The 16,151-nt window shown below is 38.5% G+C and carries 18 protein-coding genes; 15 read left to right on the forward strand and 3 right to left on the reverse strand.

The window, feature by feature from the left end:
* Window positions 1–17 precede the first annotated feature (17 nt).
* A complete protein-coding gene (locus ACGTNH_RS07795; RefSeq protein WP_394586179.1) occupies window positions 18–182 on the reverse strand; it encodes a hypothetical protein in 165 nt (54 codons plus the stop codon).
* A 266-nt stretch (window positions 183–448) separates the two neighbouring features.
* Between ACGTNH_RS07795 and trmB the strand changes: the two genes are divergently transcribed.
* Both trmB and ACGTNH_RS07805 read left to right on the forward strand, forming a co-directional pair.
* Window positions 449–1,090, forward strand: a complete 642-nt coding sequence (trmB, locus tag ACGTNH_RS07800) for a tRNA (guanosine(46)-N7)-methyltransferase TrmB (protein ID WP_394586180.1) — start codon at window positions 449–451, stop codon at window positions 1,088–1,090.
* A 63-nt stretch (window positions 1,091–1,153) separates the two neighbouring features.
* Window positions 1,154–2,008, forward strand: coding sequence for a YtnP family quorum-quenching lactonase (locus tag ACGTNH_RS07805; protein WP_394586181.1), 855 nt, complete (start codon window positions 1,154–1,156; stop codon window positions 2,006–2,008).
* A 41-nt stretch (window positions 2,009–2,049) separates the two neighbouring features.
* On the opposite strand, the gene ACGTNH_RS07810 is transcribed toward ACGTNH_RS07805, so the two are convergent.
* Complete coding sequence (locus tag ACGTNH_RS07810; RefSeq protein ID WP_188375430.1) at window positions 2,050–2,367, reverse strand: PepSY domain-containing protein; 318 nt, start codon at window positions 2,365–2,367, stop codon at window positions 2,050–2,052.
* Window positions 2,368–2,514: 147 nt separating this feature from the next.
* On the opposite strand from ACGTNH_RS07810, the gene ACGTNH_RS07815 reads away from it, so the two are divergent.
* Complete coding sequence (locus ACGTNH_RS07815; RefSeq protein WP_394586182.1) at window positions 2,515–3,582, forward strand: M42 family metallopeptidase; 1,068 nt, start codon at window positions 2,515–2,517, stop codon at window positions 3,580–3,582.
* 90 nt (window positions 3,583–3,672) lie between these two features.
* Window positions 3,673–4,179: a DUF84 family protein gene (locus ACGTNH_RS07820; RefSeq protein ID WP_394586183.1), complete on the forward strand. Its 507-nt coding sequence runs from the start codon at window positions 3,673–3,675 to the stop codon at window positions 4,177–4,179.
* 37 nt (window positions 4,180–4,216) lie between these two features.
* Here ACGTNH_RS07820 and ACGTNH_RS07825 read toward each other — a convergent pair whose 3' ends face one another.
* Window positions 4,217–4,657, reverse strand: a complete 441-nt coding sequence (locus ACGTNH_RS07825) for a YtoQ family protein (protein WP_394586184.1) — start codon at window positions 4,655–4,657, stop codon at window positions 4,217–4,219.
* A gap of 325 nt (window positions 4,658–4,982) precedes the next feature.
* Between ACGTNH_RS07825 and ACGTNH_RS07830 the strand changes: the two genes are divergently transcribed.
* The 11 genes from ACGTNH_RS07830 (at window position 4,983) to ACGTNH_RS07880 (ending at window position 16,040) form a co-directional block, all read left to right on the forward strand.
* On the forward strand, window positions 4,983–5,999 hold the full coding sequence (locus ACGTNH_RS07830; protein WP_394586185.1) for a PTS sugar transporter subunit IIC: 1,017 nt from the start codon (window positions 4,983–4,985) through the stop codon (window positions 5,997–5,999).
* Between the two features lie 33 nt (window positions 6,000–6,032).
* Entirely contained in the window at window positions 6,033–6,350 is a 318-nt protein-coding gene (locus ACGTNH_RS07835) for a thioredoxin family protein (RefSeq protein ID WP_394586186.1), read from the forward strand.
* A 119-nt stretch (window positions 6,351–6,469) separates the two neighbouring features.
* Window positions 6,470–7,288 carry a DUF1444 domain-containing protein gene (locus ACGTNH_RS07840; RefSeq protein ID WP_394586187.1) on the forward strand — a complete coding sequence of 273 codons (819 nt, stop codon included), beginning with the start codon at window positions 6,470–6,472 and terminating at the stop codon, window positions 7,286–7,288.
* Window positions 7,289–7,290: 2 nt separating this feature from the next.
* A complete protein-coding gene (ytpR, locus tag ACGTNH_RS07845; protein WP_394586188.1) occupies window positions 7,291–7,896 on the forward strand; it encodes a YtpR family tRNA-binding protein in 606 nt (201 codons plus the stop codon).
* A 157-nt stretch (window positions 7,897–8,053) separates the two neighbouring features.
* Entirely contained in the window at window positions 8,054–10,708 is a 2,655-nt protein-coding gene (locus ACGTNH_RS07850) for a DNA translocase FtsK (RefSeq protein ID WP_394586189.1), read from the forward strand.
* Window positions 10,709–10,799: 91 nt separating this feature from the next.
* Entirely contained in the window at window positions 10,800–11,915 is a 1,116-nt protein-coding gene (locus ACGTNH_RS07855) for a nicotinate phosphoribosyltransferase (protein WP_394586190.1), read from the forward strand.
* A gap of 211 nt (window positions 11,916–12,126) precedes the next feature.
* Entirely contained in the window at window positions 12,127–13,419 is a 1,293-nt protein-coding gene (gene murC / locus ACGTNH_RS07860) for a UDP-N-acetylmuramate--L-alanine ligase (RefSeq protein ID WP_394586191.1), read from the forward strand.
* Window positions 13,420–13,589: 170 nt separating this feature from the next.
* Window positions 13,590–14,006: a DUF948 domain-containing protein gene (locus ACGTNH_RS07865; protein WP_394587670.1), complete on the forward strand. Its 417-nt coding sequence runs from the start codon at window positions 13,590–13,592 to the stop codon at window positions 14,004–14,006.
* A 17-nt stretch (window positions 14,007–14,023) separates the two neighbouring features.
* The gene (locus ACGTNH_RS07870; RefSeq protein WP_394586192.1) at window positions 14,024–14,458 is read left to right on the forward strand and encodes a YtxH domain-containing protein; all 435 of its coding nucleotides are present in this window, start codon (window positions 14,024–14,026) and stop codon (window positions 14,456–14,458) included.
* 63 nt (window positions 14,459–14,521) lie between these two features.
* Window positions 14,522–14,848, forward strand: a complete 327-nt coding sequence (gene ytxJ, locus ACGTNH_RS07875) for a bacillithiol system redox-active protein YtxJ (RefSeq protein ID WP_394586193.1) — start codon at window positions 14,522–14,524, stop codon at window positions 14,846–14,848.
* A 130-nt stretch (window positions 14,849–14,978) separates the two neighbouring features.
* Window positions 14,979–16,040 (forward strand): bifunctional 3-deoxy-7-phosphoheptulonate synthase/chorismate mutase, encoded by a 1,062-nt coding sequence (locus ACGTNH_RS07880; protein ID WP_394586194.1) that lies wholly within the window; start codon window positions 14,979–14,981, stop codon window positions 16,038–16,040.
* Window positions 16,041–16,151 lie beyond the last annotated feature (111 nt).

Consider the following 16,151-nt stretch of genomic DNA (forward strand, 5'->3'; position numbering starts at 1 on the left):
AGGATCGCTCTTTTATATTAACCCTGGGAAAAGGTCGCATATTTTACTTTCTTTTCACGAACTTCAGAGCTAAGTTTTTCGTTAAGCTTTTCAAAAGGGTATATAAATACAGCATAACCTGCGAAAAGGACGGAAAACGTGGCTACAACAGACAATTCAGTCGTTTGGCGTAATAATTTCATAAAAGTAACATTCACTCCTCTAATAGTTATATATAATAACACTTTCTTAATCATATATCAGTAAGCGTTTTCAACCCAACACCCGTTTTTCTTTTAATTAACGATCTGATTTGAAAATGTTTCGGTTCACAAGAAATAACTGCTGATTAATAAGATATAAGGGGTTATACCCTTAGATACCTCTGATTTCTGCATTTTTGATAAAAACTTTTATAGGGAGGGGTTTCGTGATAAGATTTGGAAAGAAAAGAAGGAGGTAAAGTTATATGCGATTACGTAACAAACCGTGGGCAGATGATTTTATGAGGGACAATGGCCATATTGTCGTTCAAGAGCCCTTTCAATATAGAGGGAAATGGCAGTCCGCTTTTAATAAAGAACAGCCGATCCATTTAGAAATTGGTTCTGGTAAAGGGCAGTTTATCGCAGGAATGGGTAAACAACACCCTGAAGTAAATTTTATTGGAGTAGAACGAGTGAAAAGTGTCATTGTAGGAGCGTTAAAGAAAGTAATTGATTCAGAAGCAGCAAATGTACGTCTCCTAAATGAAGATGCTCAAGACTTAAGAGATTTGTTTCAATCGAATGAAGTTGACCATATATATTTGAATTTTTCCGATCCGTGGCCTAAGAGTCGGCATGAGAAAAGAAGATTAACCTATCCCGCTTTTTTAGATCAATATAAAGATGTATTAAAACAAGAAGGTGAAATTACTTTAAAAACGGATAATAGAGGTTTTTTTGAATATTCAGTTGCTAGTTTTTCTAAATATGGGATGATTATTGAAGAGCTTTCATTAGATTTGCATGACTTAAACGATCCTCTTAATGTCGAAACAGAGTATGAAGAAAAATTCTCTGAAAAAGGCCAGCCGATCTATAGATGTAAAGCCAGGTTCCAAGAATGATAACGCTTACAAACATCCTCTTTTTTATGATAGAATAAAACTATGTTCATGGAGGTGACATTGGTGGAATCGATAGAAATTGGTAAGGCGAAGCTAGCTTGGCTGAATGGAGGAGTGACTCATTTAGATGGTGGAGCTATGTTTGGTGTAGTTCCAAGAGCCTTGTGGAGTAAGAAATATTCGGTCAACGATGCCAATCAAATTGAGTTAAGAACTGACCCGATACTGCTTCAAGTAGATGGGTTAAATGTGTTAATAGATTCAGGGATTGGTAATGATAAGTTAACAGAGAAGCAAAAGAAAATTTTTGGCGTATGGGAAGAGTCCAAACTGACTGAGGGGCTTGCCACCCATTCATTGACCTCGGAAGATATTGATATTATTTGTATGACGCATTTGCACTTTGATCATGCTTGCGGGCTGACTAAGTGGGTGGAGGGCAAGCTGGTTCCTGCTTTTCCTAATGCTGATATTTATACAAGTGCGGTGGAGTGGGACGAAATGAGAAATCCTAACATTCGCTCCGTGAATACGTATTGGAAAGTAAATTGGCAACCCATTGTTCACCAGGTACATACGTTTAATGAAGAAGTTGAAATTGTTGAAGGGTTAAAAATGATTCATACGAGCGGTCATAGTGATGGTCACTCTATCGTTTTCTTCGAAGATGGAGACGAAACTTTCATTCACATGGCCGATTTAATGCCAACTCATGCTCATCAAAATACACTATGGGCCTTAGCGTATGACGACTTTCCAGTGACGTCGGTGCACCAAAAAGAAAAGTGGATGAAACTTGGTTACCGTAAAAAAGCGTGGTATACGTTTTATCACGATGCATACTATCGAGCATTGAAATTTGATGAAGAGGGTAATGTTATTGAATCGCTGGCACGTCCCCAATCTTCCTATGAGTAAATAACACCCCCGACTTTAAGAAAGTCGGGGGTGTAGTCTTTTTAAGCCGTTTGTTCAGTTACGTCAATAATAGTACCTGTTTCAGAATCAATAAAGAATTCATACTGAGAAGTTTCCCCGTCTTGGTTCTTAGATATTCCTCCACGGTAAACGTCGTAATTAATACCATTTTTGTTTAATTCCTCAGGCTTCATGTAAATCCAAGAACCACTAATCGGCCCCTGTTTTTTAAATGCTTCTTTGGCAATTTTTAGAGCTTTTTCTGGAGTGACGCCTTGTTTGTTAGCCACTTGTTCTTTTACGACATAACCTGCAAGTGCTCCAACACCAGCGGCTATGGCAACTTTTTTCCAATTCATAGTTCACTCACCTCTAATCAATATACTAACACTCAGTATACTAGATATCACATTAAAAGGAAATTAAAACCTACAATCGATAATGTAGAAACGAAAGGCATTTTTAGGTAAACTATAAGAAGATGGAAATAAAGGAGATGTACATAAATGAACCAAGTAACCCAAGATCTTTTTAAAACGCTTACTGAATTGCCTGGTGCTCCTGGTAATGAACATCTGGTACGAAAGTTTATGAGAGAAGAATTGAACAGGTACTCAGATGAAACGATTCAAGATGGTTTAGGCGGAGTTTTTGGTGTTAGAAAATCGAAAGGTCCTCGAGTAATGGTTGCTGGTCACATGGATGAAGTGGGTTTTATGGTGACTCAAATTACTAAGAATGGCATGATTCGCTTTCAAACATTAGGCGGTTGGTGGAATCAAGTCCTTCTTGCTCAGCGTGTTCAAGTAGTAACTGAGCAGGGGCCAGTTACTGGAGTTATTGGATCTATTCCTCCTCACAACTTAACACCTGAACAGCGGAAGAAACCGATGGAAATAAAAAACATGCTCATTGATATTGGTGCTGATGATAAAGAAGATGCTCAGAAGATTGGTATTAAACCAGGGCAGCAAATTATTCCCGTGTGTCCTTTTACACCTATGGCAAATCAAAAGAAGATATTAGCTAAAGCCTGGGATAACCGCTATGGCTGTGGGCTGGCTATTGAATTACTTAAAGAGTTAAAAGACGAAAAAATACCAAATCAACTATACTCAGGAGCTACTGTGCAGGAAGAAGTTGGATTGCGCGGAGCTCAGGCCTCTTCTAATATGATTGATCCAGATGTTTTTTATGCGCTGGACGCTTCTCCTGCAAATGATATGAGTGGTGATGATAAAGAATTTGGTCAATTAGGCAAGGGGGCCCTTTTAAGAATATTAGACAAGTCGATGGTGACGCATAGAGGAATGAGAGATTTTGTGCTAGACACTGCTGAAACGCATGATATTCCTTATCAGTATTTTATTTCTCAAGGAGGAACTGATGCTGGGAGGGTGCATATTGCTAACGATGGAGTTCCTTCTGCAGTTGTAGGAATATGTTCAAGGTATATTCACACCTCTTCTTCTATTATTCACGTAGACGACTATGCAGCAGCTAAAGAATTAATTGTACGACTCGTGAAGTCAACGGACCAAAATACCGTTGATTATATTAAGGCCAATAGTTAATGAAAAAATAAAGCCGCGTACGGCTGCCAGCCTGTGAGGCTTTATGTTACGATAGTGAAACGAGATTAGATTGAGGCAGGTGGACGTTGAGTGAAGATCTTTATTGGATCGACCAATCCTACAAAAGTAGAAGCTGTAAAACGTGTATTCTCTAACGATGATGTATCAAGTGTAGAAGTCGAATCAAAAGTAGCTGCTCAACCTTTTTCTGATGAAGAAACATTAGAAGGAGCTGTGAATAGGGCTCGTGAGTGCGCTACAATGAAAAAAAGTGAACTGGGGATCGGTCTTGAAGGCGGCGTTATGGAAATTGATGACGACTTGTTCCTTTGTAATTGGGGAGTGTTAGTCGATCAAAAAGAAAACATTTATCGAGCAAGTGGTGCTAGAATTCCCTTGCCTGATGAAATTAAAGAAGGATTACAAACAGGAAGAGAACTAGGTGAACTTATGGATGCTTATGCGTCTAGTGCTAATGTAAGTAAGCATGAAGGAGCCATAGGTATTTTTACCAATGGGGTTATTAAAAGAGAAGAAATGTTTACTCATGTCGTTAAACTTCTAAAAGGCCAGTGGGAACATGATAAGCACCAATAATAAGAACATCCCTGCAAATTTAGGGATGTTCTTTCTTTTACTCGTATACATAGGCTAAGACGTCTAAAGCTTGATCTATTGACTCTACAGTTACATTCGCCTGGTTCGATAATTCCTTTAATGGATGAATTAACGATTCAGGCCGGACTAAAATTAATGGTTTATTTCCTTTTAAAGCTAACCCAGCGTCTAAAGCTGTATTCCATTGTTTGTAGCTTTCCCCAAACAGAGCAATTACTGCGTCTGATTTCTCTAGGAGAAGTTGAGTTCTAAAATTATTAATATCAGATGCAGCCTCATCTGTGAATACTTTACCTGGTTGTTCACCTAAAATATCTTCTCCCACTTGGTCAGATCGTTCATGATTTTCTTGGGGGCCAACAAATGTAACAGGCAGCTCTCTTTCTTTTGCCTTCGTCCTTACTTCATCTCTCCAATTGTCATGTATTTGACCAGCTAAATATACAGTAAATTCCATAGGATTCATCCTCCTCTTGTTTTCTACGTTTAGTATGTTCATAGAATGCTAAATCTGTCTAGTCATAACTATTCAAATTGACAGAATTTTCATTTATGATATTTGATGGGCTTATTCCAAAAGCGACGTGCTGACCGTTGAAACGAATATTTTTGCCTATCTTTTCTACAGACAATAATTGAGAAACAGGGGTCTTGAACTTGTTTAGCAAAAAAATACGAGGAAAAACTAATAGAAAGAAAAGAATAAATGCTCATCCGTTTAGTGTCTTTACACTTGTAAAAACTTAATGTAATATAAAACCGTTGTGAAAGGGGGAATTTAAGTGAATGAATTTTTGAATAAAAAAGGAGTACATATCTCGTTTCATGCTTATTTTATAACAGCTTTAAGTTACATGGCGTTAGGGTTATTTTCTTCTCTGATCATAGGTTTGATCATCCAGACTATTGGTGAACAATTGAATATAGCTGCTTTTATGGATATGGGAAGTTTTGCGATGGATTCTAAGATATGGGGGGGAGCGATTGGAGCAGCCATTGCTTACGGATTAAAAGCTCCTCCTCTAGTTATTTTCGCAGCGCTGTTTAGTGGTGCTTATGGTGCAGAATTTGGCGGACCTGCAGGCAGTTATGTATCTGCCTTAATCGCAGCAGAGTTTGGTAAATTAATTAGTAAAGAAACGAGAATAGATATTATTCTAACCCCATTCGTCACTATAATGATTGGATTTACAATTGGATCTTTCATAGGTCCCCCTATCGATCAATTTATGACAGGATTCGGTCAAGTTATTAATTGGGCGACAATGCAACAGCCTGTCATTATGGGAATAATTGTAGCTGGTTTAATGGGTATCGCACTTACCGCTCCTATTTCAAGCTTAGCTATCGCTTTAATGTTATCCATAGATGGAATTGCCGCGGGAGCTGCAACGGTAGGATGTGCCGCTCAAATGATTGGTTTCGCCACGATTAGTTATCGTGACAATGGTATAGGAGGAGCAATTGCCCAAGGAATAGGAACCTCTATGCTCCAAGTGGCTAATATTGTGAAAAAACCCATTATACTCATCCCCCCGACTATTGCAGGGGTGTTATTAGCTCCTATTGCTACTGTTTGGTTTCAATTTGAAAATAATGCAGCCGGCGCAGGAATGGGAACGAGTGGGTTCGTTGGCCAAATAATGACGTTTGAATCGTTAGGGTTCTCATGGGAAGTCGTTGGTGGGATTATTTTATTGCATTTTATAGGGCCTGCCATTATTAGTTTACTTCTTGCTGAATGGTTTAGGAGAAAAGGATGGATTAAACCAGGAGACATGATAATTGATTATGAATAAACTTATGCTAAAATAACAAGCGGAGGTGCCGATATGATTAATCTAAAATCTGATGAACAATTACATGAAATAATAAATGACAGTAAAGCAATATTACTATTTTCAGCGGACTGGTGCCCGGACTGCCGAGCCATCGAGCCTATTCTCCCAGAGATTGAAGATGAATTCTCGGAGTGGACCTTCGTTTATGTAGATCGAGATCAGTACATACATATTTGTGCAGAAAATGATGTGTTTGGTATTCCAAGTTTTCTTGCTTATCACAACGGTGAAGAAGTTGGAAGGTTTGTCAGTAAAGAAGCTAAAACAAAAGAAGAAATTGAAAATTTCATTAAAAATCTTAATGTGTAACAAGCTGACATTATTCAGCTTGTTTTCTTTTTGGGTTTATCGTTTTCGTTTCTTGCAGCAAATTGTGCTAAAATAGACAACGGATTAAACCTCTTCATTTCTAAGGAGGAACATCAGATATGAAAATAACGAGTATAAAAATGAAGAAAATTTTAGAAGAACGTTTTCAAAGAGAAGACTGGAAAACCATTTTTAATCGAGATAAAGATACATTTCGAATTGAATGGAAAGACTCTGGTAAAGGCATTACCATTACGCTCCCAAACGTTATCGCTAAATATGAAAGACGCGGCGAACCCGCTGTAGAAGAGTTGGCGGACCATGTTGAAGAAGCGCTGCGTATCATGAATGAAACTCATTCGTTAAATGGCAAGGAAAAGAATATTTTCCCGGTTATTCGTGCGGGATCTTTTCCAACCGAAACTGATAGTGGTAAAAAGCTAGTGTACGCGGATCATACGGCGGAAACCCGTATTTATTACGCACTAGACCTTGGGAAATCTTATCAATTCATTGATAAAGAAATGGTGAAACGTGAAAACTGGTCTGAAGAACGCTTAAAAGAGGTAGCGAGCTTTAACGTGCGTTCGCTTCCCGTAGATATGAAAAAGGACACTGTATATGGGAATGATTTTTACTTTCAATCAACCCGTGACGGTTATGATGCAAGTCGTATATTAAATGAAGTGATGCTCGAAAAAATGAAGGCAGAGTTTGAAGGTGAGTTAGCTATTAGTATCCCGCATCAAGATGTTATTATTTTTGCGGATATAAAGAATTCTGAAGGGTATGACATTTTAGCTCAAATGGCGATGAAATTTTTTGCCGAGGGGACGGTCCCCGTTACTTCTCTCTCCTTCTTATACGAAGATAAAACTTTAGAACCAATATTTATCTTGGCCCAGAAAAAACCAAAAGAAAAGCGAAAGGAAGATTAAGCATGAATGTTTTTTATAATCCTAATGGGATTGGAGACGTTTTAATTATACCTGTGAAACAGGGGGAACGACTTGCTGTCACTTACGATAAGTTTGGTGATATTGTCAAAATCACGGATCAAAATGACGGTTCTTTACTTGGTTATAATATATTCCAGGCATCTAACTATTTTAATTTTGCTGAGCACGGCAAGCTGCAAATGACAGAAGAAATCCTCGATCAATTAAAAAATTTATTTAAAAGAAATAATATAGAGGATTCTTTAGAGTTTGATTTATCTCCAAAATTTGTTGTAGGTCATGTGATAACGAAGGATTCACACGAAAATGCTGACAAGCTAAGTGTTTGCCAAGTAGATGTAGGAAAAGAGACTCTGCAGATTGTCTGCGGTGCTCCAAACGTAAAGGAAGGTCAAAACGTGGTAGTGGCAAAAGTTGGGGCTGTAATGCCAAGCGGTATGGCAATAAAATCAACTGAACTACGCGGTGTACCATCCGCAGGAATGATATGTTCGGCTAAAGAACTTGGGTTAAAGAACGCTCCCCAAGAGAAAGGGATTCTTGTTTTAACTGGTGAAGAAAAACCTGGCCAACCATTCGAATTTTAATAGAAAGAAGCAAAGGGCCCTTAAGAACTAAGCCCTTTGCTTCTTTTTATTTATCAAAAAAATTTTAAATAGAATGTAAACCAATTTTTGTTTAAAACCTGTTAAAATAAGAATTAACTATACTTATATAGAGAGAAAAGGAAAGTGTGAGAATATCATGTGGAATCAATTTAAAAATAAATTTAAAGGCTTCTTTGATGATGAGCAAAATCGTGATTTTAAAAACTCGAAACAACCAGGCAGCGAGAAAGAGTATAAAGAATTAAATGCTAATACAAAGATGACCTACCGATATCCAAAGCAGGGTAATTTTCGCTTTCCTGTTATTCCGGATCAATCGGGATCCTCAGAACAAACAGAACAGAGTAGTGAACGACCGGTTCGAAGAAGAGAGAGGAATAAAAGTAAAGATAGAGAACAGTTAAAACCAAAGCATTCACAGGAAAGGTATCGTTATGAAGGTCAAAAAAATCAAGGCAAGAAGGAAGAGGAGTTGCCTGAGACTTCTTCTATTCCGTTTACACCTACTGACGTTCCTTCGCCTGTATATGGGTTTCATCCTCGTTCCACTCCAGCGACAAATTATGAAAAGCAAGCGGATCAAGTTGATAAAACTGGTAAAACTGCCCGTATGGAACAATCTCGTTATGATGAAGAGCACTGGCAAAGTGTACGTCAACGTGTTCTAGGAAAAATAGAATCAAGTAAACGCGCGAAAAAACGTAAGGAAGATGGGGAAACTGAAGCTGCGGCAAGTGTTGATTCTGAAGTGGAAGAAAAGCCTTCTTCTGAGAGAACAGAGGAGGAGCGTACGTTTCAAGGGGAAGAAAACGCATTTAATTCCATAGACAGCTATTTGAATCAAGAGGAAGAAACCCATTCGAATGAGGAAAAGCAAGAGCAGCGTACATTTCATGATATAGAAAGCCCACTTCATGTAGAAGACAGCTTTATGGATCAAGAGAAAGAAACTCATGCAAATGAACAAAGTGAGTTTCAGGATACAGTCAGCGGAATGGATCAAGGGGAAGAAACGGATACGGTTGAGGAAAAAGAGGAACAAAGTTTAGTTCAAGTTAGAGAAATACCGGATAAATCGGAAGAATTGATTCAGAAGCCAGAGCGGGAAATTCATACTGATGAGCAGGAAGAAGGCGGATCAAATAGTAGAGAAAATAAGCAGATTGAGAAGCAAACCGACTCAAAAGAAGAGGATAACGAAACAAAAAAGGAAAGCAGACCTTTGGTTAAAGAAAAGAATGCAGAAAGAAAAAGTGTTCCATTTAATGTAGTGATGACCCCTAGAGATAAACGCTCTAGAGACCAGCAAAAAAAAACTCTAAATAAGGGAACTGGTAAGCAACAGAAGAGTAATGATAAATACTTTTCAGAGCGTCCACTTCCCCAGGCAACGCCTCTTCACTTATTAAATGACAAAAAGCCTAAATCTTCAGAAGACGATGGATGGATTCGCTCTCAAATGGAACTGTTAGAGAATACGCTTCGTCAATTCCATGTAAGGGCAAAAGTTGTCCATGCCATGAAAGGCCCGGCAGTAACTAGATTTGAAGTCCAGCCTGAGCCAGGTGTAAAAGTAAGTAAAATTACTAATTTGGCCGATGACATTAAGTTAAGTTTGGCAGCCCGTGATATTAGAATCGAAGCACCAATTCCAGGCAAACAAGCTGTTGGTATTGAAGTCCCTAATCGTAAACCTGAAATGGTTGGTTTGCAGGAGATTTTTGCTTCAAACGCATTTACCCATGATTCTTCCCCGTTATCTGTAGGGTTAGGGTTAGATATTGGCGGAGATTCAGTTGTAACCAATTTAAAGAAAATGCCTCATGGTCTAATTGCTGGAGCAACTGGCTCTGGAAAAAGTGTATGTATCAATACAATTCTCATTAGCCTGCTTTATAAAGCGCATTATGATGATGTGAAATTTTTACTGATTGATCCTAAAATGGTAGAGTTAGCTCCGTATAACGGGCTTCCGCATTTAGTTTCCCCCGTTATTACAGATGTTAAAGCAGCTACTTCCGCATTAAAGTGGGCGGTTAAGGAAATGGAAGAACGGTACGAGAAATTTGTAGCCGAGGGAGCAAGAGATGTAGAACGTTACAATGAAAAAATGATTCAGCAAGGGCGTCAGACAGAGAAGTTACCTTATTTAGTTATCGTGATAGACGAGCTGGCTGATTTAATGATGGTATCGCCTCAAGATGTAGAGGATGCGATATGTCGAATTGCACAAAAAGCAAGAGCTTGTGGAATTCACCTCCTACTGGCTACCCAACGTCCATCCGTAGACGTTATCACAGGGCTGATAAAAGCCAACATTCCTACGAGGATAGCCTTTAGTGTGTCTTCTCAAGTAGACTCGCGTACAATTATAGACACGGGTGGCGCCGAAAAGTTATTAGGTAAAGGTGATATGCTGTTTATAGAAAATGGTGCAGGTCAATCTGTTCGTATTCAAGGAGCATTTGTTTCAGATGATGAAATTGAACGAGTAACAAACTATGTAAAGAAAGTTGCTCCGCCGAATTATTTATTTGAGCAGGAAGAATTAATAAAACAAGTTTCAAATGAAGAATCTACTGACGAACTTTTCGAACAAGCTGTTCAGTTTGTTATGGAACAGAACGGGGCGAGTGCTTCATTACTTCAACGTCGATTTAAAGTGGGGTACAATCGGGCGGCGAGACTCATTGACCAAATGGCCGATTATGGAATTATTTCAGAAGCTAAAGGCAGTAAACCTCGTGATGTATTGCTAACACCTCAGCAAGTAGAAGATATGATGGTTTGAGCTTGTGGACTTGTTAAAAAAGACTTAATTCTATATGATAAATTAAGAATACCACTCTGGTGAATGAACCTATTGTTTAAGGAGTTACGTCATGGAAAAAGAAATTGCAAGAAAGCTAAATGGTGAAATTTCGCGTTTAACCAATCAAACCTTTAAGTTTGATGAACGAGTGGCTGAAGGATGGTTTTCAGCTGTTTATTTTCTAAAAACAAAAGAAATCGTTGAACATCATTTGAATGACAACGTAGTAACTATGCAATTTTTTCAAAAAGGCCACGCCGTTCTTTGTGGAACAGATGAAGCCATTGCACTCATTCATACTTTTTCTGACCACCCAGAAAAGTTAGAGATTCATTCATTAAAAGATGGAGATCGGATCGAACCTTATGAAACCGTACTAACGATTACGGGACCATACCAATACTTCGGGTATTTAGAGGGGATTATCGATGGAATTTTAGCGAGACGCACATCAGTCGCAACAAATGTGTATGATGTCGTGAAAGCAGGCAGAACTTCTGGTAAACAAAAACCTATTATATTTATGGGCGATCGTGATGATCATTTTACCCAGCAGGCTGGAGACGGTTACTCTGCTTTTATAGGAGGTTCTACAGCACAGGCGACGCATGCCATGAATGAATGGTGGGGTAAAAAAGGGATGGGCACAATGCCTCACGCTTTAATTCAGATGTTTAAAGGAGATGTAGTCACAGCAACAAAAGCTTATAAACAGCAATTTCCTGAGGATGAATTGATGGCATTAGTAGACTATAACAATGACGTTATTACCGATTCATTAAAAGTTGCTAGAGAATTTAGAAGCGAATTAAAAGGTGTACGACTTGATACTTCCCGTAATCTTGTGGATAAGTATTTTCTTAGAAATCAACATTTAATGGGAACCTTCGATCCCCGTGGTGTAAACCCTGAACTAGTGTTTGCTTTACGCAGGGCGCTAGATGAAGAAGGATTTCAACATGTAAAGATCGTTGTGAGCGGAGGATTTACAGAAGATCGAATTCGTGCTTTTGAAGAAATGAAGGTACCCGTAGACATGTACGGGGTTGGCGGCAGTCTTCTTAAAATTGGAATAGGATTTACTGGAGATAACGTTATTATGAACGGTGATCATGAAGCTAAGGAAGGACGGCGTTACAAACCGAATCCTCGCTTGGAGAGAGTTCCTTTTCTTGAAGATAACTAAAGACTATATTATTAGAAGCTTGCTCTTTTTGGAATCTTTAAAGGGAGTAAGCTTCATGTCGTTTAGCGCTTTTTATCAAAGAGGTAACGTGTTAGAATAGGATATTGATTAACTTAAAATACTCAGAATATGTACGAGTACTCAATCGCATGCTAAGGAAAGTTACATATAATACTTAAAGTGTTCCACTTTATTTTGGAGGTACTGGTTTATGACGACTTACCATTTTGTTGGTATTAAAGGAACTGGGATGAGTGCTCTGGCACAAATCCTTCATGATTCTGGAGAAACAGTTCAAGGTTCAGATATAGATAAATACTTTTTCACCCAAGAAGTTTTAGAGGAAAAGAACATCCCTGTAATGCCATTTTCTCAAGAAAACATAAAAGACAGGTTAACCGTTATTGCAGGAAATGCTTTTAAGGATGATCATGAAGAGATTATTAAAGCTAAGGAATTAGGTCTTCCATATTACCGTTACCATGAGTTTCTTGGAGAATGGTTAAACAAATTTACAAGCATAGCTGTAACTGGGGCTCACGGGAAAACTTCAACTACTGGACTGCTTTCTCATGTGTTAAAAGAGAATTACCCAACATCTTACTTAATTGGTGATGGCACAGGTAGAGGAAATGAAGATAGTAAATATTTTGTTTTTGAGGCATGTGAATATCGGAGACACTTCCTAGAGTATTATCCTGATTACGCGATAATGACAAATATTGACTTTGATCATCCAGATTATTTTACGAGCATTGAGGATGTCTTCCAAGCCTTTCAACAGATGGCCAAACAAGTGAAAAAAGGAATTATTGCTTGTGGAGACGATGATCACTTGCAGCATATTCAAGCAAACGTACCCGTTCTTTACTACGGTTTAGCAGATACTAATGACTTTCAAGCACAAAACATTCAAGAAGATGAAAATGGAACTACTTTTGATGTGTTTGTGAGAAATACATTCTATGCAACGTTTACTATTCCTCAATATGGCACACACACTGTGCTAAATGCATTAAGTGTTATTGCCATCTGTCACTATGAGGAAATGAGTGTGGAACAAATTCGTAAGCTGGCTACGTTTAACGGTGTGAAGAGACGTTTTACAGAAAAAAATTGGAACGACCAAATTCTTGTTGATGATTACGCTCATCATCCGATTGAAATTACAGCTACAATTGATTCAGCACGCAAAAAGTATCCTGAGCGAGAAGTTGTCGCTATATTTCAGCCCCATACATTTACTCGAACGAAGACGTTTTTAAAGGAATTCGCAGAAAGCCTTAAATTAGCTGATGCTGTTTACTTGTGTGATATATTTGGTTCTGCTCGTGAAAATAGTGGTAAATTAACTATTGAAAACTTACAGGAGTTAATTCCTGAAGCACAAATTTTAGATGTTTCTGAGACAGCTCACCTGGCTGAGCATAGCGAAGGAGTTCTTCTATTCATGGGAGCAGGAGATATTCAAAAATTCCAGCGTGCATATGAGCAAGTAAATTAATAAGGGAAGGCGTGTAAACTTTTTACGCGCTTTTCCAATTAATTAAAATAAAAATAAAGGGTTTCTTAAACATATGGCGAATATAAAATTAAACCAAAATAGTTTATAATTTACTGTTTTGGGTAAATACTAATGTGGTAAATACATATGTGGAGGAGTGTACCTTGGATATGGTTATCATCTTGTACATCTCGGCATTAATAGCAGCCGTGGCGTTTAGTGTGCTGGTTATTTTTCTAGCAAGAACGCTGACAGCTGTCCGCCGGACTATGAATAACGTTGCTGATACCCTCGAGGGGGTTGAGAAACAAATGGAGGGAATGACCTTAGAAACGACAGCTTTACTAAACAAAACAAATAAATTAGCTGAAGATGTCGGGGAGAAGTCCCAAAAGTTAAATACTCTCGTGGACGGGGTAAAAGGGATAGGAGATTCAGTACAGGAGTTTAATCATTCTATACGTTCCATATCTCGAGGTTTAAGCCATTCTGCACAGGACCACACAGACTCCGCTGCTCAAGCTATTAAGTGGGGTCAAGTTGCTATTAATTTATGGAAGAAAGCAAAGAAAGAGGACTTAAATTAAACAGGAGGTAATGTACAATGACTACAGAAAACAATCAATTTAACAAAGCTGAAGAGAAAAACAGTACTGCCGGAAGAGACTTTGTATTCGGGTCACTTATCGGTGGTGTTGTAGGCGCGGTAGTTGCTCTACTAATGGCACCTAAATCAGGTAAAGAACTAAGAGGAAATATTAACGAGAGCTCAAACGAATGGAAGGCCCGTGCGGGTGAATGGAAAGACCGTGCGGTAGAGTCATCTTCTCAGCTCTCAAAAAATGTTTCCGAGAAGTCTCAGGAGTTTGGAGCTAAAGTAAAAGATTCTACTAAGAACATTCAAGACAAGGTTAAAGGCAGTAAGTCCAGTGAAGATGAAGAAGCAGAGAAGGCGGCGCAGGAAGTTGCAGAAGCCATTGAAGAAGCTGCACAAGAGCTTGAAAAGCAGCAAAGTTCAACAACTTCATCTAATATCTAAAAACAAAAACAGAGGCGGCTTTTCGCCTCTGTTTTTATAATACATAAAATTGGAGGATGAAGAATGATTAAATTAATAAGCAGTGAGAGAGAATGGGAAGAGTTAACACAAGATCAAGCGACATTTTTTTTATTGAAACACAGCTTAACGTGTCCAATAAGTTCAAATGCTAAAAGAGAGTACGAAAGGTTTAGTGAGAAATCAGACACACCTTGTTATTTATTGCATGTACAGGAAGCAAGACAACTGAGTAACTTCATACAAACAGAGTATAGAGTGCGTCATGAGTCTCCACAGGCACTTTGTTTTAAACAAAAGGAACCTGTATGGCACGCAAGTCATCACAACATTACGGAGGAAGCTTTGCAGGATGTGGTGAAAGGGTTATAAAATTCAAAAGAAATTTTAGCGAATATTTCTATAAAGGGTGACAACAGCTCTAATATTAGCTATAATTGTCCCTAATTATCTATGAAAGTATTATAATAATTAGTACAACAAAATTTTAGGAGGATTCAATATGAGTAACCAACAATTAGATGAGCTGCGCGGTCAGCTTGAAGAGGTCAATTTGCAGCTTTTGAATTTAATCAATAAACGCGGTGAACTGGTAAAGGATATTGGTCAAATTAAGGAGAAACAAGGTATGAACCGTTTTGATCCTGTCCGTGAGCGCGTAATGTTTGATCAAATTACAGAAAATAATGATGGCCCATTTGAAGACTCCACGATCACACATTTGTTTAAGGAGATTTTTAAGGCGGGTCTTGAATTGCAAGAAGATGATCATAGAAAAGCACTTCTCGTTTCTCGTAAGAAAAAGCCCGAAGATACAATTGTTGATATTAAGGGCGACCGTATTGGTGATGGCAATCCACACTTTGTTATGGGACCATGTGCGGTAGAAAGTTATGAACAAGTGTCACAAGTTGCTGAAGCTGTTAAGAAACAAGGAATTAAATTGCTGCGCGGAGGAGCGTTTAAACCGCGTACTTCCCCATATGATTTCCAAGGATTAGGTCTAGAAGGGCTGAAAATCCTAAAAGAAGCAGCTGATGAACATGATTTAGCTGTGGTTAGTGAAATTGTAAACCCTGCAGATATTGAGAAAGCAGTCGATTACCTGGACGTAATTCAAATCGGAGCACGTAACATGCAGAATTTCGAGCTATTGAAAGCAGCCGGCTCTGTTAATAAGCCGGTGCTTCTAAAACGCGGTCTTTCTGCGACAATCTCCGAATTTATAAACGCTGCTGAATATATTATTTCACGCGGAAACGAAAACATTATCTTATGTGAACGCGGTATTCGAACTTATGAAAAAGCAACGAGAAATACGTTAGATATTTCCGCAGTACCTATTTTGAAACAAGAAACACATCTTCCTGTTCTTGTAGATGTTACTCATTCTACTGGACGAAGAGACTTGCTTCTTCCAACAGCTAAAGCAGCACTAGCTGTAGGGGCAGATGGAGTAATGGCTGAGGTACACCCAGATCCAGCAGTAGCCCTTTCAGATTCAGCTCAACAGATGGATATCCCAACCTTCGAAAACTTCATGGCAGAGCTGAGAAAACAATAAATGAATCAAGTCAGGCTAGTGAAATAGCCTGACTTATTTTTTTGTTGTATGAAAATCCGTTATAATAGGGAAGGTATTCATATACAAGAAGATTCACTCGAAGATTGCGGA

It is taken from the genome of Halobacillus sp. B23F22_1, from assembly GCF_043497005.1.
Classification (GTDB): Bacteria; Bacillota; Bacilli; order Bacillales; family Halobacillaceae; genus Halobacillus_A.

Coding starts and splice junctions, on each gene's coding strand:
- ACGTNH_RS07810 (WP_188375430.1), bottom strand. CDS start 2,367: ATGAATTGGAAAAAAGTTGCCATAGCCGCTGGTGTTGGAGCACTTGCA.
- ACGTNH_RS07825 (WP_394586184.1), bottom strand. CDS start 4,657: ATGGAATTTACTGTATATTTAGCTGGTCAAATACATGACAATTGGAGA.
- ACGTNH_RS07865 (WP_394587670.1), top strand. CDS start 13,590: ATGGTTATCATCTTGTACATCTCGGCATTAATAGCAGCCGTGGCGTTT.
- ACGTNH_RS07850 (WP_394586189.1), top strand. CDS start 8,054: ATGTGGAATCAATTTAAAAATAAATTTAAAGGCTTCTTTGATGATGAG.
- ACGTNH_RS07840 (WP_394586187.1), top strand. CDS start 6,470: ATGAAAATAACGAGTATAAAAATGAAGAAAATTTTAGAAGAACGTTTT.
- ACGTNH_RS07855 (WP_394586190.1), top strand. CDS start 10,800: ATGGAAAAAGAAATTGCAAGAAAGCTAAATGGTGAAATTTCGCGTTTA.
- ACGTNH_RS07870 (WP_394586192.1), top strand. CDS start 14,024: ATGACTACAGAAAACAATCAATTTAACAAAGCTGAAGAGAAAAACAGT.
- ACGTNH_RS07880 (WP_394586194.1), top strand. CDS start 14,979: ATGAGTAACCAACAATTAGATGAGCTGCGCGGTCAGCTTGAAGAGGTC.
- ACGTNH_RS07815 (WP_394586182.1), top strand. CDS start 2,515: ATGAACCAAGTAACCCAAGATCTTTTTAAAACGCTTACTGAATTGCCT.
- ACGTNH_RS07795 (WP_394586179.1), bottom strand. CDS start 182: ATGAAATTATTACGCCAAACGACTGAATTGTCTGTTGTAGCCACGTTT.
- ytxJ (WP_394586193.1), top strand. CDS start 14,522: ATGATTAAATTAATAAGCAGTGAGAGAGAATGGGAAGAGTTAACACAA.
- murC (WP_394586191.1), top strand. CDS start 12,127: ATGACGACTTACCATTTTGTTGGTATTAAAGGAACTGGGATGAGTGCT.
- trmB (WP_394586180.1), top strand. CDS start 449: ATGCGATTACGTAACAAACCGTGGGCAGATGATTTTATGAGGGACAAT.
- ACGTNH_RS07835 (WP_394586186.1), top strand. CDS start 6,033: ATGATTAATCTAAAATCTGATGAACAATTACATGAAATAATAAATGAC.
- ytpR (WP_394586188.1), top strand. CDS start 7,291: ATGAATGTTTTTTATAATCCTAATGGGATTGGAGACGTTTTAATTATA.